Annotated in this window: 17 protein-coding genes; 13 read left to right on the forward strand and 4 right to left on the reverse strand. The window is 61.5% G+C overall.

All coding sequences use genetic code 11. The features are described 5' to 3' along the window. The first annotated feature begins 103 nt into the window (after nt 1–103). Both P3R38_RS06495 and P3R38_RS06500 read left to right on the forward strand, forming a co-directional pair. Nucleotides 104–2,560: an EAL domain-containing protein gene (locus P3R38_RS06495; RefSeq protein WP_023379257.1), complete on the forward strand. Its 2,457-nt coding sequence runs from the start codon at nt 104–106 to the stop codon at nt 2,558–2,560. Between the two features lie 36 nt (nt 2,561–2,596). Then, complete coding sequence (locus P3R38_RS06500) at nt 2,597–3,382, forward strand: iron-containing redox enzyme family protein (protein WP_023379258.1); 786 nt, start codon at nt 2,597–2,599, stop codon at nt 3,380–3,382. A gap of 47 nt (nt 3,383–3,429) precedes the next feature. Here the strand turns inward: P3R38_RS06500 and P3R38_RS06505 are convergent, their stop codons facing one another. The 3 genes from P3R38_RS06505 to ubiG form a co-directional block, all read right to left on the reverse strand. After that, nucleotides 3,430–4,170 (reverse strand): YciK family oxidoreductase, encoded by a 741-nt coding sequence (locus P3R38_RS06505; RefSeq protein WP_023379259.1) that lies wholly within the window; start codon nt 4,168–4,170, stop codon nt 3,430–3,432. Nucleotides 4,171–4,326: 156 nt separating this feature from the next. After that, a complete protein-coding gene (gene mupP / locus P3R38_RS06510) occupies nt 4,327–4,998 on the reverse strand; it encodes an N-acetylmuramic acid 6-phosphate phosphatase MupP (protein WP_023379260.1) in 672 nt (223 codons plus the stop codon). 2 nt (nt 4,999–5,000) lie between these two features. Further along, complete coding sequence (gene ubiG, locus P3R38_RS06515) at nt 5,001–5,699, reverse strand: bifunctional 2-polyprenyl-6-hydroxyphenol methylase/3-demethylubiquinol 3-O-methyltransferase UbiG (RefSeq protein ID WP_023379261.1); 699 nt, start codon at nt 5,697–5,699, stop codon at nt 5,001–5,003. Between the two features lie 111 nt (nt 5,700–5,810). On the opposite strand from ubiG, the gene mtnA reads away from it, so the two are divergent. The 7 genes from mtnA (at nt 5,811) to rpsA (ending at nt 17,203) form a co-directional block, all read left to right on the forward strand. Next, nucleotides 5,811–6,887 (forward strand): S-methyl-5-thioribose-1-phosphate isomerase, encoded by a 1,077-nt coding sequence (mtnA, locus tag P3R38_RS06520; RefSeq protein WP_104882858.1) that lies wholly within the window; start codon nt 5,811–5,813, stop codon nt 6,885–6,887. A 404-nt stretch (nt 6,888–7,291) separates the two neighbouring features. Further along, on the forward strand, nt 7,292–10,063 hold the full coding sequence (gyrA, locus tag P3R38_RS06525; protein ID WP_104882857.1) for a DNA gyrase subunit A: 2,772 nt from the start codon (nt 7,292–7,294) through the stop codon (nt 10,061–10,063). Nucleotides 10,064–10,219: 156 nt separating this feature from the next. Beyond that, on the forward strand, nt 10,220–11,305 hold the full coding sequence (gene serC, locus P3R38_RS06530; protein WP_023379264.1) for a 3-phosphoserine/phosphohydroxythreonine transaminase: 1,086 nt from the start codon (nt 10,220–10,222) through the stop codon (nt 11,303–11,305). Then, complete coding sequence (gene pheA / locus P3R38_RS06535) at nt 11,305–12,399, forward strand: prephenate dehydratase (protein WP_023379266.1); 1,095 nt, start codon at nt 11,305–11,307, stop codon at nt 12,397–12,399. The genes serC and pheA overlap by 1 nt, the downstream gene beginning before the upstream one ends. A 76-nt stretch (nt 12,400–12,475) precedes the next feature. Beyond that, nucleotides 12,476–14,716: a bifunctional prephenate dehydrogenase/3-phosphoshikimate 1-carboxyvinyltransferase gene (locus P3R38_RS06540; RefSeq protein WP_027906874.1), complete on the forward strand. Its 2,241-nt coding sequence runs from the start codon at nt 12,476–12,478 to the stop codon at nt 14,714–14,716. Continuing rightward, nucleotides 14,713–15,399: a (d)CMP kinase gene (cmk, locus tag P3R38_RS06545; protein ID WP_023379270.1), complete on the forward strand. Its 687-nt coding sequence runs from the start codon at nt 14,713–14,715 to the stop codon at nt 15,397–15,399. The genes P3R38_RS06540 and cmk overlap by 4 nt, the downstream gene beginning before the upstream one ends. Before the next feature lie 124 nt (nt 15,400–15,523). Next, nucleotides 15,524–17,203: a 30S ribosomal protein S1 gene (gene rpsA / locus P3R38_RS06550; RefSeq protein WP_023379271.1), complete on the forward strand. Its 1,680-nt coding sequence runs from the start codon at nt 15,524–15,526 to the stop codon at nt 17,201–17,203. Between the two features lie 330 nt (nt 17,204–17,533). Here rpsA and P3R38_RS06555 read toward each other — a convergent pair whose 3' ends face one another. Beyond that, complete coding sequence (locus P3R38_RS06555) at nt 17,534–17,968, reverse strand: transposase (protein WP_277687197.1); 435 nt, start codon at nt 17,966–17,968, stop codon at nt 17,534–17,536. A 583-nt stretch (nt 17,969–18,551) separates the two neighbouring features. Between P3R38_RS06555 and ihfB the strand changes: the two genes are divergently transcribed. The 4 genes from ihfB (at nt 18,552) to P3R38_RS06575 (ending at nt 21,915) form a co-directional block, all read left to right on the forward strand. After that, nucleotides 18,552–18,848 (forward strand): integration host factor subunit beta, encoded by a 297-nt coding sequence (gene ihfB / locus P3R38_RS06560; RefSeq protein WP_023379273.1) that lies wholly within the window; start codon nt 18,552–18,554, stop codon nt 18,846–18,848. Between the two features lie 19 nt (nt 18,849–18,867). Next, nucleotides 18,868–19,131: a lipopolysaccharide assembly protein LapA domain-containing protein gene (locus tag P3R38_RS06565; RefSeq protein WP_023379274.1), complete on the forward strand. Its 264-nt coding sequence runs from the start codon at nt 18,868–18,870 to the stop codon at nt 19,129–19,131. Between the two features lie 102 nt (nt 19,132–19,233). Further along, nucleotides 19,234–20,661, forward strand: a complete 1,428-nt coding sequence (locus P3R38_RS06570) for an MBL fold metallo-hydrolase (RefSeq protein ID WP_277686927.1) — start codon at nt 19,234–19,236, stop codon at nt 20,659–20,661. A 204-nt stretch (nt 20,662–20,865) separates the two neighbouring features. Then, nucleotides 20,866–21,915 (forward strand): Wzz/FepE/Etk N-terminal domain-containing protein, encoded by a 1,050-nt coding sequence (locus tag P3R38_RS06575; RefSeq protein ID WP_023379276.1) that lies wholly within the window; start codon nt 20,866–20,868, stop codon nt 21,913–21,915. The last annotated feature ends 85 nt before the right edge of the window (nt 21,916–22,000 follow it).

The following is a 22,000-nucleotide window of genomic DNA, read 5'->3' on the forward strand; positions in this document are numbered from 1 at the left end:
CCCGATTACCGCCCTTAAAAACCCCGTCGTGCAGATGGCAAATGGCCTACGCTGTGCTTGTCTGGGTTGATCGACGCCTCATCTGCTCTGCGACAGGGATTACATGAAGGGAAAACGGACTCTCGAAGCGCCAAAGCTACTCGGTATCATTTGGCCCTTCATTGCTGTTGTGGTCTTCCAGGTGTTGCTGGGCAGTCTCAGCCTTTATGCGCTGTCGGCTGTGCGCGCCTACGTGGCTGGTGAAAGCCTGTGGTCCAAGGCCCAGAAAGACGCCATCTACTACCTCAACCTTTATGCCGACAACCGCGATGCGCAAACCTTCGAGCGCTACCGCGAGGCGATCAAGGTGCCCCAGGGCGATCACGAACTGCGCGTGGTGCTCGACCAGCCCAACCCGGACCTGGACGCGGCGCGCCGGGCTATCTTGCAGGGCGGCAACCATCCCGATGATGTCGACCGCATCATCTGGTTCTACCGCAACTTTCGCCAGATCAGCTACATGCAGCGGGCAATCGCCTACTGGGATATCGGCGATGCCTACCTGAACCAGCTGGATGTGCTGGCCACGGAGATGCGCGAAGGCTTCGCGTCGGCCAGGGTCAATGCGCGGCAGTTGGGCGAGTGGAAGGCACGCATCGTTGCCATCAATGAAGGCGTGACCCCAGCGGCCAAGGCATTCAGCGATGCCCTGGGCGAAGGCTCGCGCATGCTGTTGCGGGTGCTACTGATCACCAACCTGCTGACCGCGCTGTTCCTCATCAGCTTTGCCTGGCGCCGTTCGAGCAAGCTGTTGGCCCAGCGCCAGGCCTTCGCCAGCGCCCTGCAGGAAGAGAAAGAGCGGGCGCAGACTACCCTGCAGGCCATCGGCGATGCGGTGATCACCACCGATGTCGAGGGTTGCATTGGCTACATGAACCCCGCCGCCGAGCAACTGACCCACTGGCAGGCCGGCCAGGCCCATGGCTTGCCATTGTCGGCGCTGTTCAGCCTGGTGGACGAACAGGACGACCAGGAAAGCGCCTCCCTGGTCGAACAGGTGATCAGCGGCAACCTCAAGGGTGGCTCCGACCATTCCAGGCTGATCCAACGCCTGGATGGCAGCACGGTGTCCATCAACCTGGTCGGCTCACCCATCATCAACGAAGGGCAGGTGGCCGGCATCGTGCTGGTGCTGCACGACATGACCCAGGAGCGCCAGTACATCGCCAACCTGTCCTGGCAGGCGACCCACGATGCCCTGACGGGGCTGGCCAACCGCCGTGAATTCGAATATCGCCTGGAGCAGGTGCTCAACGACCTGGCGCGGCAGAATGGCCGGCACTCGCTGATGTTCCTCGACCTCGATCAGTTCAAGCTGGTCAACGACACCTGCGGCCACGCTGCCGGCGATGAGCTGCTGCGGCATATCTGTGCAGTGCTGCAGGCCTGCCTGCGCGAAAGCGATACCCTGGCTCGCCTGGGGGGCGACGAGTTCGGCGTGCTCTTGGAGAACTGTCCGGCCGAGCAGGCCGAGCGCATCGCCGAGCACCTGCGCCAAAGTGTGCAGAGCCTGCATTTTGTCTGGAAGGGGCGGCCTTTCGTCACCACCGTCAGCATTGGCCTGGTGCACATGGCCCAGGCCCCTGGCACCCTCGAGGCATCGCTGCGGGCTGCCGACATGGCCTGCTACATGGCCAAGGAAAAAGGCCGTAACCGGGTTCAGGTGTACCACGTCGATGACAGCGAACTGTCCATGCGCTTTGGCGAGATGGCCTGGATCCAGCGCCTGCATGTGGCCCTGGAGGAAAACCGCTTTTGCCTCTATGCCCAGGAAATCGCCGCGCTCAAGACCCTCGAAGGCCCGGGCCACATCGAGATCCTGTTGCGCCTGCACGATGAAGGCGGCCGTACCATCCTGCCTGACAGCTTCATCCCTGCGGCTGAGCGCTATGGCCTGATGACCGCCCTGGACCGTTGGGTGGTGCGCAACGTGTTCCAGGTGATTCGCCAGTGCCTGGACGAAGGTCGCGAAGGGCCGTTGTCGATGTGCGCGATCAACCTTTCAGGCTCCAGCATCGGTGACGACAAGTTCCTGGAGTATTTGCAGAGGCTGTTCGCCGAGTATTCGATTCCTCCCCGGTTAATCTGTTTTGAAATAACCGAGACCAGCGCTATCGCCAATTTGGGTAGCGCTATTCGCTTCATCAATGAATTGAAAGGATTGGGCTGCAAATTCTCCCTCGACGACTTCTGCGCCGGAATGTCGTCATTCGCCTATTTGAAGCATTTGCCTGTAGACTTCCTGAAAATCGACGGAAGTTTCGTAAAAGATATGCTCGACGATCCGGTCAATCGTGCCATGGTCGAAGTGATCAACCACATTGGCCATGTGATGGGCAAACGCACCATTGCCGAGTTCGTCGAAACCCCGTTGATCGAACAGGCCTTGCAGGAGATCGGCGTGGATTACGCCCAGGGCTATTTGATCGAACGTCCGCAGGTATTCACCTGCGACAGTCTGCAACGCCAACGGATTGCCGCGAGACCCCTTTTGCACAGGGCGCCGGGAACGTTTCGCTGAAATGTCCCGATAATCACATGGATCAAGGAGCTGAACGTGATTGACTCATTCATACGTATCGGGCCACTGATGGACCCGGCCAGTTACCCGCAATGGGCTCAGCAACTGATTGAAGAGTGTCGTGAAAGCAAGCGCCGGGTGGTCGAGCATGAGTTCTATGAGCGCCTGCGCGATAACCAACTACGACCTGCCACGATTCGCCAGTACCTGATCGGTGGCTGGCCGGTGGTCGAGCAGTTTTCCCTGTACATGGCCCATAACCTCACCAAGACCCGCTATGCCCGCCATCCCGGCGAAGACATGGCGCGGCGTTGGCTGATGCGCAACATCCGGGTCGAGCTGCACCATGCCGACTATTGGGTGAATTGGTGCCAGGCCCATGGCATTCACCTGCACGAGTTGCAGGCACAGGAAGTGCCGCCAGAGCTGAATGGCCTGAATGACTGGTGCTGGCGTGTGTGTACCACCGAATCGCTGGCCATTGCCATGGCTGCGACCAACTACGCCATCGAAGGGGCGACCGGAGAATGGTCGGCGGTGGTCTGCTCGACCGACACCTATGCCGAGGGCTTCCCGCCAGAGCAGCGCAAGCGCGCCATGAAATGGCTGAAAATGCATGCTCAGTACGACGATGCCCACCCTTGGGAGGCGCTGGAGATCATCTGTACCCTGGCGGGTGAAAACCCGACATTGGGTCTGCGCACCGAGCTGCGCAGGGCGATCTGCAAGAGCTACGACTGCATGTACCTGTTCCTTGAGCGGTGCATGCAGCTCGAAGGGCGCCAGCAGGGGCGTCTGCGCCCGGCGTTGGTGGCCGGTTGAGTCTCGCGGATGGGGCCGTAAAGCGGCCCCATCCGTGACGAACGGGCTTACTGGGCGTCGAACGCCTGCCCATTGACCCCGGAGCTGTCCGGCCCCATCAGGTACAGGTACACCGGCATGATTTCTTCAGGCAGCGGGTTGTTCTGTGGGTTCTCGCTCGGGTACGCCTGTGCCCGCATCGCGGTGCGGGTAGCCCCAGGGTTGATGCTGTTGGAGCGCACCGGGGCAACGCCGTCGAGCTCGTCGGCCAGGGTTTGCATCAGCCCTTCGGTGGCGAACTTCGAAACACCATAGGCGCCCCAGTATGCCCGGCCCTTGCGCCCGACGCTGCTGGAGGTGAACACCACCGACGCGTCCTCGGACAGCTTGAGCAGCGGCAGCAGGGTGCTGGTGAGCATGAAGGTCGCGTTGACGTTGATGTGCATCACGCGCATGAAATTGTCACCCGACAGCTGCTCCAGCGGCGTGCGCGGGCCGATGATCGAGGCGTTGTTCAGCAAACCATCAAGGCGGCCGAACTGTTCCTCGATCATTGCCGCCAGCTCGTCGTACTGGTGGGGCAGGGCGGTTTCCAGGTTGAACGGGATCACCACCGGTTGCGGGTGGCCGGCCGCTTCGATCTGGTCATAGACCTCGTTGAGGTTGGCCTCGGTCTTGCCCAGCAGCAGCACGGTGGCGCCCAGGGCGGCATAGGCCTTGGCGGCAGCGGCGCCGATGCCGCGACCGGCACCCGTGACCAGAATGATGCGGCCCTTGAGCAGGTCGGGGCGGGCGGTGTAGTCGAACATTGTTCTGTCCTTCGAGTTCGTGCGGGCGACCCGGCCCCCTTGTGGGGGCGGGTTTACCCGCGAATGCGTACGTTCAGGCGCCGTGGTCGTCCGGGCTGGCGCATTCGCGGGTAAACCCGCTCCTACAGGGACGGCGCCCGGCGCATCAGTCGGGTTTCAGCAACCGCACAGCGCGCTGTCAATCACTTTGCGCAGTTCCAGCGGGTGGTCCACCACCACGTCGGCACCCCAGTTGTTCGGGTTGTCTTCTGGATGAATATAGCCATAGCGAACTGCCGCCGTGCGGGTGCCGGCATCGCGGCCGGACTCGATGTCCCGCAAGTCGTCGCCGACGAACAGTACGCTGGCCGGGTCAAGGTTCAGCGTGGTGCAGGCCAGGATCAGCGGCTCGGGGTCGGGCTTGCTGTTTTTCACGTGGTCCGGGCAGATCAGCAAGGCCGAACGCTCGGCCAGGCCCAGCCGCTGCATGATCGGCTCGGCGAAACGCACCGGTTTGTTGGTGACCACGCCCCACAGCAGGTTGCCTTTCTCGATGTCGGCCAGCAGTTCGCCCATGCCGTCGAACAGCCTGCTGTGCACTGCGCAGTCGCGCTGGTAGCGCTCCAGGAATTCCAGGCGCAGGGCCTCGAAGCCCTCGGCGTCGGGGTCCATCGCAAAGGTGGCGGCGACCATGGCGCGGGCGCCACCGGAAATCACGTCACGGATGCGCTTGTCGTCGATGGCCGGCAGGTTACGCTCGGCCAGCATGGCCTGGCAGATGGCGATGAAGTCCGGCGCCGTGTCGAGCAGGGTGCCGTCCATGTCGAAGAGTACCGCTCGCAAACGCATGCTCATTCCTCGCGCAGGGTCTGGATCATGTAGTTGACGTCTACATCGCTGCTGAGCTTGTAATGCTTGGTCAGCGGGTTGTAGGTCAGGCCGATGATGTCCTTGACTTCAAGGCCGGCGGCGCGGCTCCAGGCGCCCAGTTCCGAAGGGCGGATGAATTTCTTGAAGTCGTGGGTGCCGCGCGGCAGCATCTTGAGGATGTACTCGGCGCCGACGATGGCCAGCAGGTATGCCTTCGGGTTGCGGTTGATGGTGGAGAAGAACACCTGGCCGCCGGGTTTGACCATGCGGTAGCAGGCGCGAATCACCGAGGAGGGGTCCGGCACGTGTTCGAGCATCTCCAGGCAGGTGACCACGTCGAATTGCCCGGGCATCTCTTCGGCCAGGGCTTCGGCGGTGATCTGCCGGTATTCGACCTGCACGCCGGATTCGAGCTGGTGCAGCTGGGCGACCGCCAGCGGGGCTTCGCCCATGTCGATGCCGGTGACGGTGGCGCCGCGCAGGGCCATCGCCTCGCTGAGGATGCCGCCGCCACAGCCCACGTCGAGCACTTTCTTGCCGGCCAGGCTGACGCGCTCGTCGATCCAGTTGACCCGCAGCGGGTTGATGTCGTGCAGCGGCTTGAACTCGCTTTCGCGGTCCCACCAGCGGTGCGCCAAGGCTTCAAACTTGGCGATTTCGGCGTGGTCGACGTTGCTCATGTGAACAGTCCTCTGAAACTTCGCTAGATTGCGCGGGAGTATACCCGAGCGCCCAGGGCTGAGGGTCGCTATAATCGCCCGCTTTTGACATCCGAACGACGGGGAGAGGCGATGCGCGAGCGACTTTTGGCGGCGGAGAAGGTGACCGGGATCCGCTGGCAGGACGGCGCCCTGCACCTGCTCGACCAGCGTTTGCTGCCATCGCAAGAGCGCTGGCTGGCCTGCGACAATGTCTCACAGGTGGTGGAAGCGATTCGGGATATGACCGTGCGCGGCGCTGCCGCCATCGGCATTGCCGCGGCTTTCGGCCTGGTTCTGGCGCTGCGCGAGCGCCTGGCGGCGGGCGGCGACTGGGAAACCGACCTGGAAGAGGATTTCCTCAACCTGGCCGAGGCGCGCCCGACCGCTGCCAACCTGTTCTGGTCGCTCAACCGCATGCGCGAGCGCCTGCTGCGCTTGCGCCCCGAAGAAGACGTGCTGGCGGCGCTGGAGGCCGAGGCGGTGGCCATTCACGAGAGTGATCGCGAGGCCAACCTGACCATGGCCCAGCACGGCATCGAGCTGATCCGTCGTCATCAGGGCAACGAGCAGACACTGCTCACCTACGGTAATGCCGGCGCCCTGGCCAGTGGCGGCTTCGGTACCGCGCTGGGGGTGATCCGCGCAGGGTTCCTGGAGGGTATGGTCGAGCGGGTCTACGCCGGCGAGACTCGCCCGTGGTTGCAGGGCTCGCGGCTGACCGCCTGGGAGCTGGCCCGCGAGGGTATTCCCGTCACCCTGTGCGCCGATTCGGCCTTGGCCCACCTGATGAAAAGCAAGGGCATTACCTGGGTGGTGGTCGGTGCCGACTGCATCGCTGCCAACGGTGACGTGGCCAGCAAGATCGGCACTTATCAGCTGGCAGTCAGCGCCATGCACCATGGTGTGCGCTTCATGGTGGTGGCACCGAGCACCAGCATCGACCTGAACCTGGCGACCGGCGAGGACATTCCGCTGGAAGAGCGTGATGCCGACGAGTTGCTGGATTACGCCGGTACCCGGGTCGCGCCGGATGTGGAAGTGTTCAATCCGGTGTTCGATGTGACTCCAGCGGATCTGATCGATGTAATCGTGACCGAGAAAGGTGTCGTCGAACGACCGGACACCGCCAAGCTGGCGCAATTGATGTGTCGCAAGCGTTTGCACTGACCGGGGTGTAGGGCGGGGGCGTCTTTGGGGTCGAGCGCTGCCCGCACGGGGCATCGCGAGCAAGGCTCGCTCCTACGGTTGTTTCGAGGCAATGAGTTACTGGCCTGAAACAGGTGTAGGAGCGAGCCTTGCTCGCGATGCCCCGCGCGGGCGGCGCTCGATCGCCCAGGCGATACACCGCTCACGTCAGGCCACCTGCCACATCTCCCCACTGCCACTGCCTTTGTGGTAACATCCGGCAGTTTCCAAGACCGCCCATGACGGCGGCCTTCATTGCGCAAGTCCATGGCTCAACTCATTGATTTGTCGTAAGTCGTCGCACCCTTATGCGCTGCGGCGGCGAGCTTCGTTCGGCCCTTGAAGGAGGCTGCGAAGTTTCACCAGAAAAAGGAATCAGGCTTCTCATGGGCGAACTGGCCAAAGAAATCCTCCCGGTCAATATCGAAGACGAACTGAGACAGTCTTACCTCGACTACGCGATGAGCGTGATTGTCGGGCGAGCGCTGCCCGATGCGCGTGACGGCTTGAAGCCCGTGCATCGCCGCGTTCTCTTTGCGATGAGCGAGCTGGGCAACGACTGGAACAAGCCGTACAAGAAATCCGCCCGTGTGGTCGGTGACGTGATCGGTAAGTACCACCCGCACGGCGATACCGCGGTCTACGACACAATCGTGCGTATGGCCCAGCCATTCTCGCTGCGCTACCTGCTGGTCGACGGCCAGGGCAACTTCGGTTCGGTGGACGGCGACAACGCCGCGGCCATGCGATACACCGAAGTGCGCATGGCCAAGCTGGCCCACGAGCTGCTGGCCGACCTGCACAAGGAAACCGTCGACTGGGTGCCCAACTACGACGGCACCGAGCAGATCCCGGCGGTCATGCCTACCCGTATTCCCAACCTGCTGGTCAACGGTTCCAGCGGTATTGCCGTGGGCATGGCGACCAACATCCCGCCGCACAACCTGGGTGAGGTCATCGACGGCTGCCTGGCGCTGATCGACAACCCGGACGTCACCGTCGACGAGCTGATGCAGTACATCCCGGGCCCCGACTTCCCCACTGCCGGCCTGATCAACGGTCGTCAGGGCATCATCGAGGCCTACCGCACCGGCCGTGGCCGCATCTACATGCGCGCCCGCTCCGAGATCGAAGACATCGACAAGGTCGGTGGTCGCCAGCAGATCGTGATCACCGAGCTGCCTTACCAGCTGAACAAGGCGCGCCTGATCGAGAAGATCGCCGAGCTGGTCAAAGAGAAGAAGATCGAGGGCATCACCGAGTTGCGCGACGAGTCCGACAAGGACGGCATGCGCATCGTCATCGAGCTGCGTCGCGGCGAGGTGCCGGAGGTGGTGCTGAACAATCTGTATCAGCAGACCCAGCTGCAGGCCGTATTCGGCATCAACGTCGTTGCGTTGGTCGATGGCCGTCCGCGCCTGCTCAACCTCAAGGACCTGCTCGAAGCTTTCGTCCGTCACCGCCGTGAAGTGGTGACCCGTCGTACCGTGTTCGAGCTGCGCAAGGCCCGTGAGCGCGGCCACATCCTCGAAGGCCAGGCGGTCGCGCTGTCCAACATCGACCCGGTCATCGCCCTGATCAAGGCTTCGCCGACGCCGTCGGAAGCCAAGGAAGCGCTGATTTCCAAGGCTTGGGAATCCAGCGCCGTCCAACTGATGGTCGAGCGCGCGGGAGCCGACTCCTGCCGTCCAGAAGACCTGCCGGAGCAATACGGCCTGCGTGACGGCAAGTATTACCTGTCGCCGGAGCAGGCCCAGGCCATCCTGGACCTGCGTCTGCACCGCCTGACCGGCCTGGAACACGAGAAGCTGCTGGCTGAGTACCAGGAGATCCTGGAACAGATCGGCGAGCTGATCCGTATCCTCAACAGCGCCCAGCGCCTGATGGAAGTGATCCGCGAAGAGCTCGAAGCCATCCGCGCCGAATACGGCGATGCCCGTCGCACCGAAATCCTCGATGCCCGCCACGACCTCAACTACGGCGACATGATCCCGGAAGAAGAGCGCGTGGTGACCATTTCCCACGGCGGCTACGCCAAGACTCAGCCGCTGTCGGCCTACCAGGCCCAGCGCCGTGGTGGCAAGGGCAAGTCGGCCACCGGCGTGAAGGACGAGGACTACATCGAGCACCTGCTGGTCGCCAACAGCCATGCCACGCTGCTGCTGTTCTCCAGCAAGGGCAAGGTCTACTGGCTCAAGACCTACGACATCCCAGAGGCGTCCCGTGCCGCCCGCGGCCGTCCGCTGGTCAACCTGCTGCCGCTGGAAGAGGGTGAGCGCATCACCGCCATGCTGCAGATCGACCTGGAAGCACTGCAGCAGAGCGCTGGCGCCGAGGAAGAGCTGGAGGACGGGGAAGACACCGTGCTCGAAGGCGAAGTGATCGAGGCCGAGGAAGTCGACGAAGAAGACGGCGACACCCCGGAATGGGTCGCCGAACCGACCGGCGCCTACATCTTCATGGCTACCGCTTCCGGTACCGTCAAAAAGACCCCGCTGGTGCAGTTCGCCCGTCCGCGCTCCAACGGCCTGATCGCCTTGAAGCTCAAGGAAGGTGACACCCTGATCGCTGCGGCCATCACCGACGGCGCCAAGGAAGTCATGATGTTCTCCGACGCGGGCAAGGTGATCCGCTTCGCCGAAAGCGTGGTGCGTGAAATGGGCCGTAACGCCCGTGGTGTACGCGGCATGAAGCTGGGCAAGGGGCAGCGGATCATCTCCATGCTGATTCCTGAGTCCGGCGCCCAGATTCTCACCGCTTCCGAGCGTGGCTTCGGCAAGCGCACCCCGCTGTCCAAGTTCCCGCGTCGCGGCCGTGGTGGCCAGGGTGTCATCGCCATGGGGACCAAAGGCCGCAATGGCCTGCTGATCGGCGCCATCCAGGTGCAGGAAGGCGAAGAGATCATGCTGATCTCCGACCAGGGCACGCTGGTGCGCACACGGGTTGGCGAAGTCTCCAGCCTGGGTCGTAACACCCAGGGCGTGACGTTGATCAAGCTGGCCAACGACGAGACGCTGGTGGGCCTGGAACGGATCCAGGAACCGTCCGAGGAAGAAGTCGATGAGATCATCGAGTCGGACGAGGAGGGTGTCGAAGCGGCTGTGCCGGATGCGGCAGACGATGACAGTGCGGGTGCCGAAGAGGCACCGCAGGAATAAGCAAGCGCAAAACCCGAGCGGGGCGACCAAGGTCGCCCCGTTTGACTGATTAAGCTGGGCAATTGGGGCGCAGAGCAGCCCTGATACAGGCGTCACAATGTCGACTGGTCGGCATCGAATTACGATTTTGTTCTATTTGGCAGAGCGAGAGTGGATGTGAGCAAACGAGCCTTTAACTTCTGCGCAGGCCCTGCCGCGCTTCCGGACGCGGTCCTGCAGCGCGCCCAGGCTGAAATGCTGGACTGGAATGGCAAGGGCCTGTCGGTGATGGAGATGAGCCATCGCAGCGACGACTACGTGGCCATCGCCGAAAAGGCCGAGCAGGACCTGCGTGATCTGCTGTCCGTCCCCTCCAACTACAAGGTGCTGTTCCTGCAGGGCGGTGCGAGCCAGCAGTTCGCCGAGATCCCGCTGAACCTGCTGCCGGAAAGCGGTACCGCCGACTACATCGAAACCGGCATCTGGTCGAAAAAGGCCATCGAGGAAGCCCGTCGCTTCGGTAACGTCAACGTGGCTGCCAGCGCCAAGCCCTACGATTACCTGGCCATTCCTGGTCAGAACGAGTGGAAGCTGACCAAGAACGCGGCCTACGTCCACTACGCGTCCAACGAGACCATCGGCGGCCTGCAGTTTGACTGGGTGCCCGAGACGGGCGACGTCCCGCTGGTGGTCGACATGTCGTCCGACATCCTTTCCCGCCCGATCGACGTCTCGCAGTACGGCCTGATCTACGCCGGCGCGCAGAAAAACATCGGCCCGAGCGGCCTGGTCGTGGTCATCGTCCGTGAAGACCTGCTGGGCCATGCCCGTAGCATTTGCCCGACCATGCTCGACTACAAGATCGCGGCCGACAACGGCTCGATGTACAACACCCCGGCCACCTACTCCTGGTACCTCTCGGGCCTGGTCTTCGAGTGGCTCAAGGAGCAGGGCGGCGTCGAGGCCATGGAGCAGCGCAACCGCGCGAAGAAAGACCGCCTGTACGGCTTCATCGACGCGAGCGAGTTCTACACCAACCCGATCAGCCACAACGCCCGTTCGTGGATGAACGTGCCGTTCCGCCTGGCCGACGAGCGCCTGGACAAAGCCTTCCTGGCCGGTGCAGACGCCCGTGGCCTGCTCAACCTCAAGGGCCACCGTTCGGTGGGCGGCATGCGCGCCTCGATCTACAACGCCCTGGGCCTGGAGGCGGTAGAAGCGCTGGTGACCTACATGGCCGAATTCGAGAAGGAGCACGGCTGATGTCCGATCAAGAGCTCAAGGCGCTGCGGGTACGCATCGACAGCCTCGACGAGAAGATCCTCGAGCTGATCAGCGAGCGTGCCCGGTGCGCCCAGGAAGTGGCCAAGGTCAAGACCGCCTCGCTTGCCGAAGGCGAAAAGCCAGTGTTCTATCGCCCCGAGCGTGAGGCCGCCGTGCTCAAGCGCGTGATGGAGCGCAACAAGGGCCCACTGGACAACGAAGAGATGGCGCGCCTGTTCCGCGAAATCATGTCGTCCTGCCTGGCCCTGGAAGAGCCTCTGAAGGTCGCCTACCTGGGCCCTGAGGGTACCTTCACCCAGGCTGCGGCGATGAAGCACTTCGGTCATGCCGTGGTCAGTCGCCCAATGGCGGCCATCGACGAAGTCTTCCGCGAGGTGGCGGCCGGTGCCGTCAACTTCGGCGTGGTGCCGGTGGAGAACTCCACCGAAGGTGCAGTCAGCCACACCCTGGACAGCTTCCTCGAGCACGACATGGTGATCTGCGGTGAGGTCGAGCTGCGTATCCACCACCACTTGCTGGTGGGCGAGAACACCAAGACCGACAGCATCACCCGCATCTACTCCCATGCCCAATCGCTGGCCCAGTGCCGCAAGTGGCTCGATGCGCATTACCCGAATGTCGAGCGCGTGGCGGTGTCCAGCAACGCCGAGGCCGCCAAGCGAGTCAAGGGTGAGTGGAATTCCGCGGCCATCGCCGGCGACATGGCGGCGAACCTGTACGGTTTGACCCGCCTGGCCGAGAAGATCGAAGACCGTCCGGACAACTCCACGCGCTTCTTGATGATCGGCAACCAGGAAGTGCCGCCGACCGGCGACGACAAGACCTCGATCATCGTCTCGATGAGCAACAAGCCGGGTGCGCTGCACGAGCTGCTGGTGCCATTCCACGAGAACGGCATCGACCTGACCCGCATCGAGACCCGTCCCTCGCGCAGCGGCAAGTGGACCTACGTGTTCTTCATCGACTTCGTTGGCCACCACCGCGACCCGCTGATCAAGGCGGTGCTGGAGAAAATCAGCCAGGAGGCCGTTGCGCTCAAGGTCCTGGGGTCGTATCCGAAGGCGGTGCTTTGATCGAAGATTGCCGGGGCTGCAAAGCAGCCCCTGCGGTCTCACAGACTGTCCTGATTTCTGAACAGGGTTCGCACCAGTGGTAAAAGCAGTAACAACCAAACCCGCGCCAATCATCAACCGCCTGGTCGTGGTCGGCCTCGGCCTGATCGGCGGCTCCTTCGCCAAGGGCCTGCGTGAGAGCGGCCTGTGCCGCGAAGTGGTCGGCGTCGACCTGGATGCCCCGTCGCGCAAGCAGGCCGTGGCCCTGGGCGTGGTCGACCGTTGCGAAGAAGACCTCGCCGCCGCCTGTGTCGGCGCCGATGTCATCCAACTGGCCGTGCCGATCCTGGCCATGGAAAAACTCCTCGCCCGCCTGGCTCAGCTCGACCTGGGCAAAGCGGTCATCACTGATGTCGGCAGCGCCAAAGGCAATGTCGTACGGGCTGCCCGTGCCGTCTTCGGTGAGCGCCTGGCGAACTTCGTGCCGGGCCATCCGATCGCCGGTTCCGAGCAAAGCGGGGTAGAGGCCTCCAACGCGGCCTTGTTCCGCCGGCACAAAGTCATCCTCACGCCATTGCCGGAAACCGACCCTGCCGCCCTGGCGCTGGTCGATCGCCTGTGGCGTGCGCTGGACGCCGATGTCGAGCACATGCAGGTCGAGCGCCACGACGAAGTCCTGGCTGCCACCAGTCATTTGCCGCACCTGCTGGCCTTCGGTCTGGTCGATTCCCTGGCCAAGCGCAATGAAAACCTTGAGATCTTCCGGTACGCTGCGGGTGGTTTCCGCGATTTCACGAGAATCGCCGGAAGCGACCCGACCATGTGGCACGACATCTTCCTCGCCAACCGCGAAGCCGTCCTGCGCACCCTGGATACTTTTCGCAGCGACCTCGACGCCTTGCGCGACGCGGTCGATGCTGGGGACGGGCACCAGCTGCTGGGTGTGTTCACCCGCGCACGCGTTGCCCGCGAGCATTTCAGTAAAATCCTGGCCCGCCGGGCCTATGTGGACGCTATGAACGCCAACGATCTGATTTTCCTGGCCCAACCTGGTGGCCGCCTGTCCGGACGGATCCGCGTTCCGGGCGACAAGTCGATTTCCCACCGTTCGATCATGCTCGGTTCGCTGGCCGAGGGCACGACCGAGGTCGAAGGCTTCCTCGAAGGCGAGGACGCGCTGGCGACCCTGCAGGCCTTCCGTGACATGGGTGTGGTCATCGAAGGCCCGAACCATGGTCGTGTGACCATTCATGGTGTCGGCCTGCACGGCCTCAAGCCGCCACCTGGCCCGCTGTATGTCGGCAACTCCGGCACGTCGATGCGCCTGCTGTCCGGCCTGCTGGCGGCGCAGCCATTCGACACCACCATGACCGGCGATGCCTCGCTGTCCAAGCGCCCGATGAACCGCGTGGCCAATCCGCTGCGCGAAATGGGTGCGGTGGTCGAGACCGGTCCTGAAGGGCGTCCGCCGCTGACCATCCGTGGTGGCCACAAGCTCAAGGCCCTGACCTACACCCTGCCGATGGCCAGTGCCCAGGTTAAATCCTGCCTGCTGCTGGCGGGCCTGTACGCCGAAGGCAAGACCACCGTCACCGAGCCTGCGCCGACCCGTGACCATACCGAACGCATGCTGCGCGGCTTCGGCTACTCAGTGGAAAGCAATGGCCCGGTCGCGTCCTTGCAGTCCGGTGGCAAGCTCACCGCGACGCGCATCGAAGTGCCGGCAGACATTTCCTCCGCAGCCTTCTTCCTGGTGGCCGCCTCGATCGCCGAAGGCTCCGAGCTGGTGCTCGAACACGTCGGCATCAACCCGACCCGCACGGGCGTCATCGACATCCTGCGGCTGATGGGCGGCGACATCACCCTGGAAAACCAGCGTGAAGTCGGCGGTGAGCCGGTGGCCGACCTGCGCGTGCGCGGTGCCAAGCTCAAGGGCATCGACATTCCCGAAGAACTGGTGCCGCTGGCCATCGACGAGTTCCCCGTGCTGTTCGTCGCCGCGGCCTGTGCCGAAGGCCGTACCGTGCTGCGTGGCGCCGAAGAGCTGCGGGTGAAGGAGTCCGACCGCATCCAGGTGATGGCCGATGGCCTGATCACCCTGGGCATCCAGTGCGAACCGACCCCGGACGGCATCATCATCGATGGCGGCCAGCTCGGCGGCGGCGAAGTCCACGGTCACGGCGACCACCGCATCGCCATGGCATTCAGCGTCGCCTCGCTGCGAGCCAGCGCGCCGATCCGCATCCACGACTGTGCCAACGTTGCCACCTCGTTCCCCAACTTCCTGGCGCTGTGCGCCGAAGTCGGTATTCGCGTTGCCGAAGAGGGTAAGTCGTGAGTTCGCTGGCACCGGTCATCACCATCGACGGGCCAAGCGGCTCGGGCAAGGGCACGGTGGCTGGCTTGCTGGCCCGTGAGCTGGGTTGGAGGCTGCTGGACTCCGGCGCGCTGTACCGCTTGCTGGCATTCAATGCCACCAACCATGGTGTCGACCTCACCAACGAAGAGCTGCTCAAGGCCTTGGCCGCCCATCTGGATGTGCAGTTCATCGCTGCCGAGCCCGGTAAGCTACAACAGATCATTCTCGAAGGTGAGGACGTCAGTCACGTCATCCGCACCGAGACGGTCGGCGCCGGCGCCTCCATGGTCGCTTCGCTGCCAGCGGTGCGCGAGGCGCTGTTGCAGCGCCAGCGGGCGTTCCGTGAAGCACCGGGGTTGATCGCCGACGGTCGCGACATGGGCACGGTGGTGTTTCCAGACGCGCCGCTCAAGGTCTTCCTCACTGCCAGCGCGGAGGAGCGCGCGCGCCGCCGCTACCTGCAGTTGAAGGCCAAGAATGAAGATGTTAGTCTGTCGAGTCTGCTAGATGAGATACGTGCGCGTGATGAGCGTGACACCCAGCGCGCAGTGGCCCCGCTGAAGCCAGCGGCCGATGCCATACAGCTGGACTCTACCGAGTTGTCCATCGAGCAGGTGTTGCAACGTATCAGGAGCGAGATCGCCCAGCGCGACCTTCTCTGATCGCCAGGAAGGCAGGCAGGGGCACCAGTCAACGTCCTGCCCGCTTTCCTTTACTTAAACGAAACCCACATTGTCTGGAATGTGGCTCTGGGCGTATGTTTCGCCCGAATCTACAGGAATTAAAATGAGCGAAAGCTTTGCAGAACTCTTTGAAGAAAGCCTGAAAACCCTCAATCTTCAGCCGGGTGCCATCATCTCCGGTATCGTTGTCGACATCGACGGCGACTGGGTTACCGTACACGCTGGTCTGAAGTCCGAGGGCGTCATCCCGCTCGAGCAGTTCTACAACGAAGCTGGCGAGCTGACCATCAAGGTCGGTGACGAAGTTCACGTTGCGCTGGACGCGGTCGAAGACGGCTTTGGCGAAACCAAACTGTCCCGTGAAAAAGCCAAGCGCGCCGAGTGCTGGATTGTTCTGGAAGCAGCTTTCGCCGCCGAAGAAGTGGTCAAGGGCGTTATCAACGGTAAGGTTAAGGGCGGCTTCACTGTCGACGTTAACGGCATCCGTGCGTTCCTGCCGGGCTCCCTGGTTGATGTCCGCCCTGTGCGCGACACCACCCACCTGGAAGGCAAAGAGCTGGAATTCAAGGTCATCAAGCTGGACCAGAAGCGCAACAACGTCGTTGTTTCGCGTCGCAGCGTCCTGGAAGCCGAGAACAGCGCCGAGCGCGAAGCCCTGCTGGAAACCCTGCAGGAAGGCCAACAGGTCAAGGGTATCGTCAAGAACCTCACCGACTACGGCGCCTTCGTGGACCTGGGCGGTATCGACGGCCTGCTGCACATCACCGACATGGCTTGGAAGCGTATCAAGCACCCGTCGGAAATCGTCAACGTTGGTGACGAAGTCGACGTTCGCGTCCTGAAGTTCGACCGTGAGCGCAACCGCGTTTCGCTGGGTCTGAAGCAAATGGGCGAAGATCCGTGGGTAGCTATCACCGCTCGTTACCCAGAAGGTACTCGCGTAACTGCTCGCGTTACCAACCTGACCGACTACGGCTGCTTCGCTGAGCTGGAAGAAGGCGTTGAAGGTCTGGTACACGTTTCCGAAATGGACTGGACCAACAAGAACATCCACCCGTCGAAAGTCGTTCAGGTTGGCGACGAAGTGGAAGTCATGGTTCTGGACATCGACGAAGAGCGTCGTCGTATCTCCCTGGGCATCAAGCAGTGCAAATCGAACCCATGGGAAGATTTCTCCGGCCAGTTCAACAAGGGTGACAAGATCACCGGTACCATCAAGTCGATCACTGACTTCGGTATCTTCATCGGTCTGGAAGGCGGCATCGACGGTCTGGTTCACCTGTCCGACATCTCCTGGAACGAAACCGGCGAAGAAGCCGTGCGTCGTTTCAAGAAGGGCGACGAGCTGGAAACCGTCATCCTGTCGGTCGACCCAGAGCGCGAGCGCATCTCCCTGGGCATCAAGCAGCTGGAAGACGATCCGTTCTCCAACTTCGTTGCTGTCAACGACAAGGGCGCTATCGTCAAGGGCATCGTGAAAGAAGTTGACGCCAAAGGCGCCATCGTCACCCTGGCCGACGACATCGAAGCTACTCTGAAGGCTTCCGAAATCAGCCGTGACCGCGTTGAAGACGCGCGTAACGTCCTGAAGGAAGGCGAAGAGATCGAAGCCAAGATCATCAGCGTTGACCGCAAGTCCCGCGTTATCAGCCTGTCCATCAAGTCGAAGGACGATGCTGAAGAGCGCGAAGCTATCCAGAGCCTGAAAAACACCGCTCCGGAAGCTGCTGCCGACACCACCATGGCTGCGCTGCTGCGCGAAGCTATGGCCAAGCAGAACTAAGTTCTGTTTGATCGGTAAAAAAGGGGTGGCCTTCGGGTCACCCTTTTTTTTCGCTTGAGTTTTGTGGTGGGGTGTAAATCGAGCGCCGCCCGCGCGGCGCATCGCGAGCAAGGCTCGCTCCTACGTTTGTTTACGGCCAATAACGCCTGTGACAGGCGCGCGCGACCGCCTTGTTTGCACGACGCGATATCGTGCGATGCGCCAAGGCGTTCGCGCGCAAATCCCACAGGCATAACTGGCCCGAAACAAACGTAGGAGCGAGCCTTGCTCGCGATGCGCCGCGCGGGCGGCGCTCGATCTACCAGGCGCTGCATCCCGGCAGCCATGCACTCATAACCACACCGCATCCCAATGTGGATAATCGCCGACCTTGGCAACCAATCCGGCCCTGATCGGATTGGCGACGATATACCTGGCTATCTTCAAGACATCGTCATCACGACGCAGGGCTCGGTCGTGATATCCCGCCTGCCAGACCGGCGTGGCCTTTAACCCTGCCTTGCGCAATGCGTGACTGGTTCGGGATTTGAAGCGTTGCATCAGTGCGCTAAGCGTCACATCCCTTAATTCAAGCAACCAATGCACATGGTCAGGCATCACGACCCAGGCTAGCGATCGACAATATTGCTTATGTTCGACATGGCGAAGGTTGTGAATGACCAGGCGCGCAAAACGGAAGTTGAAGAACAGCGGGTGACGTTGATGCGTGACGGTGGTCAGCATATAGAGCCTGCCTGGCTCAGAGTGTCTTGCTCGGCGAAGCATGCAGCCATGAGGTTTGGGCACTGGTTTCTTCCTTGAACGATTTTGTGCCCGTTGAGCGTAGCCAAGCGCATTTAACCCCGGAATGGTTAAAGATTCTCAGTATGTTAAATACTGGTACTGGGTGCAGGGGGGGCGTGAGTGCCGTGGTCGCAATGTTTGAGTTTTGTGGTGGGGCGTAAATCGAGCGCCGCCCGCGCGGCGCATCGCGAGCAAGGCTCGCTCCTACGTTTGTTTTTGGCCAATAATGCCTGTGGCACACGCGCGCGACCGCCTTGTTCGTACGGCTGGATATCGCGTCGAGCACCAGGGCGAGGGCGGTCGCGCGCATTTCTCACTGGCATAACTGGCCCGTAACAAACGTAGGAGCGAGCCTTGCTCGCGATGCGCCGCGCGGGCGGCGCTCGATCTCAAAACCACTACACCCCTTTCGCCATACGCCTCTGCGCCACCCCAAAGCACATTCCCTCCCACGCCCAATCTTGAATTTTTTTATTAAGTCAAGAACCACCCTGTTCAAATCCCTCCGAGCGTGCTACAAACTGATTAAGCAATGATCTAGCTGCTTGATAACGAAGGGAAAAATATGACGAAGTCGGAGCTGATCGAACGTATTGTCACCCATCAGGGGCTGCTCTCGTCCAAGGACGTCGAGCTGGCAATCAAGACCATGCTTGAACAGATGTCCCAATGCCTGGCCACCGGTGATCGCATCGAGATCCGTGGTTTTGGCAGTTTTTCCTTGCACTATCGCGCCCCCCGGGTAGGTCGCAATCCCAAGACCGGCCAGTCGGTGGAGCTCGAAGGCAAGTTCGTTCCGCACTTCAAGCCGGGCAAGGAGCTGCGTGATCGGGTCAATGAAGAAGACCACGCACACACCTGAATGATCAAGGAGCAGTCTGATGCGTAACCTCAAGCGCGCCGTGGCGGCGTTGTTCGTGCTGCTGTTGGCGGCTGTGGTGCTGTTCTTCGTGCTGGAGAACCAGCAGACCGTCTCCCTCGTGCTGTTCGGGTGGTCGGCACCCGCGATGCCGGTTGCGGTGCTGGTGCTGGCAGCCTTGGTGGTCGGCCTGGCGGTCGGCCCGTTGCTCGGCGCTTACGGCGTGATGCGCAGCAAGCGCAAGATTCGCGCATCGGCCCGGCAAGCCGCCTTGAACGGTAATTGAGGATTTTTCCGACCCCAAATCCGTCGCCACCCTCTGTCAACGCGCCTCACGACATGAAGTAATACGCCACTTCATTTTTGATTCAGGCGAGTGTGAAGCAGCATGGAATTCCCCGTTCTTTCTCACCACGGTGGTACCCGAGGCGTAACCGGTTCCTGTCATCAGCTGCATCTCGACGCGACGACCAGCCTTTTGGTCGATTGCGGCCTGGAGCAGGGCGCCGATGCATCACCTAGTGCTGAGGCGGCGGCACTCGCCTTCGACATCCAGGGTATTCAGGCCCTGGTCATCACCCACGTTCATCTCGATCACGTAGGTCGCATTCCTGCATTGCTCGCCGCAGGTTTTCGCGGCCCCATCCTGTGCAGCGAGCCTTCGGCCAAGTTGCTGCCACTGGTGCTGGAAGACGCCTACAAGTTGAGCATCAGCAGCCAGCCTGCCCATGTGGCGCGTTACCTGGAGTTTCTTGAACGCCTGATCGTCCCGGTGCCCTTCGGGCAGTGGCACGTAATCGTCGATCAACCGGACCTCAGTTGCCGCATTCGCCTGCAGCGCGCTGGGCATCTGCTGGGGTCTGCTTATGTCGAATGCGACATCGAAAGGCAAGGGATCAACACCCGTGTGGTCTTCTCCGGTGACCTGGGTGCGCCATGTAACCCGCTGCTACGCCCAGTCGAGCCGCCCGAGCGTGCGGACATGCTGATACTGGAAAGCACCTATGGCGACCGCCTGCATCCCGGGCGCAGTGATCGACTGCAGCAGCTGGAGGCTGCCATCGACCGCGCCCTGGCGGACAACGGCACGATTCTGATCCCGGCATTCAGCCTTGGTCGTACGCAAGAGCTGCTGTACGAAATCGAAGATATTCTGCACCGCAAGGCATTGCTGTCTGGCCCGCACAAGCGTGAGGGGCACGACCCGCTCGACTGGTCGCAGCTGCCGATCATCCTCGACTCGCCCTTGGCGCAGCGCATCACCAAAGCCTATCGGCAGTTGCATGAGTACTGGAATGCCGACGCCCGCGCGCGCTTGGGCGAGGGGCGTGATCCATTGGGGTTCAACCAGTTGATCAGTGTCGATACCCATGCCCGGCACCAGCAGGTGGTCAACTACCTCAAGAGCACCGGCCGCCCTGCGATAGTCATTGCCGGCAACGGCATGTGCTCTGGCGGGCGGATCGTCAACTACCTCAAGGCCATGCTCGGTGATCCGCGGCATGAAGTGATGTTCGTCGGGTACCAGGCCAAAGGTACGCCGGGGGCGGTGATTCAGGCCAGTGAAGGGGCAGAGGGGTTTGTCCAGATTGATCTGGATGGAGATATGTACGACATCCGCGCCAAAGTCATTACGTTGAGTGGCTATTCGGGGCATGCCGATCAGGCGGGTCTGGTGGCGTTCGCATCGGGGTGCTCAGCGCGGCGGGTGGCATTGGTGCATGGAGAGCAGCAGGCCAAGCAGGTGCTTGCCGGGGTTTTGCGGGAGCAGTTCGCAAAGCTGGAAAAAGAGGTGTGCGTCACAATTGCGCGATGACCATTGGGCGGGTAGCGTGGTGTCCGTCGGCTGCTGAGGAACTTCTGCGGGTGAGGTCCCTCTATTACTGATTGATGTTTAAGGTGAAGAGCGTGGTGAGCATGTTGGCAAAATGCCGCTACGCTTGCTCTGAGAGGTCGCAGAGGCGGTTTGCGGGCTAGAGAGATGAATGCAATCAGACGGACCCAAGGAAAAATAGAATAAATGCGCAGTGAACGTGAGCGCTTGGTGGATGACGAAGAGATCGATCTGTTTGAGCTTATAGGGGGGCTGTGGAAGCAGAAAGTATTGGTTGTTTTAACCGGCGCAATTGTGACTGCGCTCGCCGTGGCTTATGCCCTTCTGGCTACGCCTATCTTCGAGGCAAAAGTGATAGTACAGCCTCCGACTCAGAATGATATTGCTCAGCTCAATTATGGGCGCGGGGGAAATAGTGGTCTGAGTGTAATTTCCGTCAAGGATGTCTATGGCGTCTATCTGAGAAACCTTCAATCAGAATCGTTGCGCCGAGAGTTTTTTCGAAAGGTTTATCTTCCAAGTCTTTCAGAAGAAAAGCGCAAAGGGTCGCAGGATGCTCTTTATAACCAATTTAGGGACCTTCTGAGTCTGGGTGTCGTTAGCAAAGACACGCCAGATCGATTTTTTGTAACCTCCAGTCAGCCCAACCCGGGACAAGCTGCTCAATGGGTAGTGCACTATGTGGAGATGGCAGGTGACCGCGCCAAGAAAGAAATCATCCAGGATGCGCGAGCTGACGCATTAGTGAAGGCTGACAACCTTGAGCAGCAGATAAGAGCTGAGCGGGAAAGTGCTAGAAAGCAGCGTGAGGATCGGATCGCTCAATTGACGGAGGCGCTTCGAGTTGCTCACTCGATTGGTTTGGAGAAGCCGCCAATTATCTCTAATAACCTGTCGAGTGAACTGTCTGCTGGCATGGATGGCTCGATCACCTACATGCGCGGCTCCAAGGCTCTCGAGGCTGAAATCGAGAATCTGCGTAGCCGAACCTCTGATGACCCCTTTATAGCCAAGCTGCGGCAACGGCAGGAAGCAATGGCATTCTACCGTTCGCTTCAGGTGGATCCCGCGGTCATTCAGGTCTACCGTCAGGATGGCGCTATCGAGTCGCCTGACCGGCCTGTGAAGCCAAAAAAATTCATCATCGTAGTGTTGGGCGCTGTTTTGGGCCTAGGACTGGGTGTATTTATGGCCCTTGTTCGCCATTTCTGGATGTCGCGAATGCGGAACGTCTAGGGCGGATGACGGTCCTGGGGCGGGTGGTCGTGGCATGAAATCGGTGTCACAATGCCACCTTCGTCCTCGGGGACAGGGAAGTTCT

It is taken from the genome of Pseudomonas sp. NyZ480 (assembly GCF_029537255.1).
Lineage (GTDB): Bacteria > Pseudomonadota > Gammaproteobacteria > Pseudomonadales > Pseudomonadaceae > Aquipseudomonas > Aquipseudomonas taiwanensis.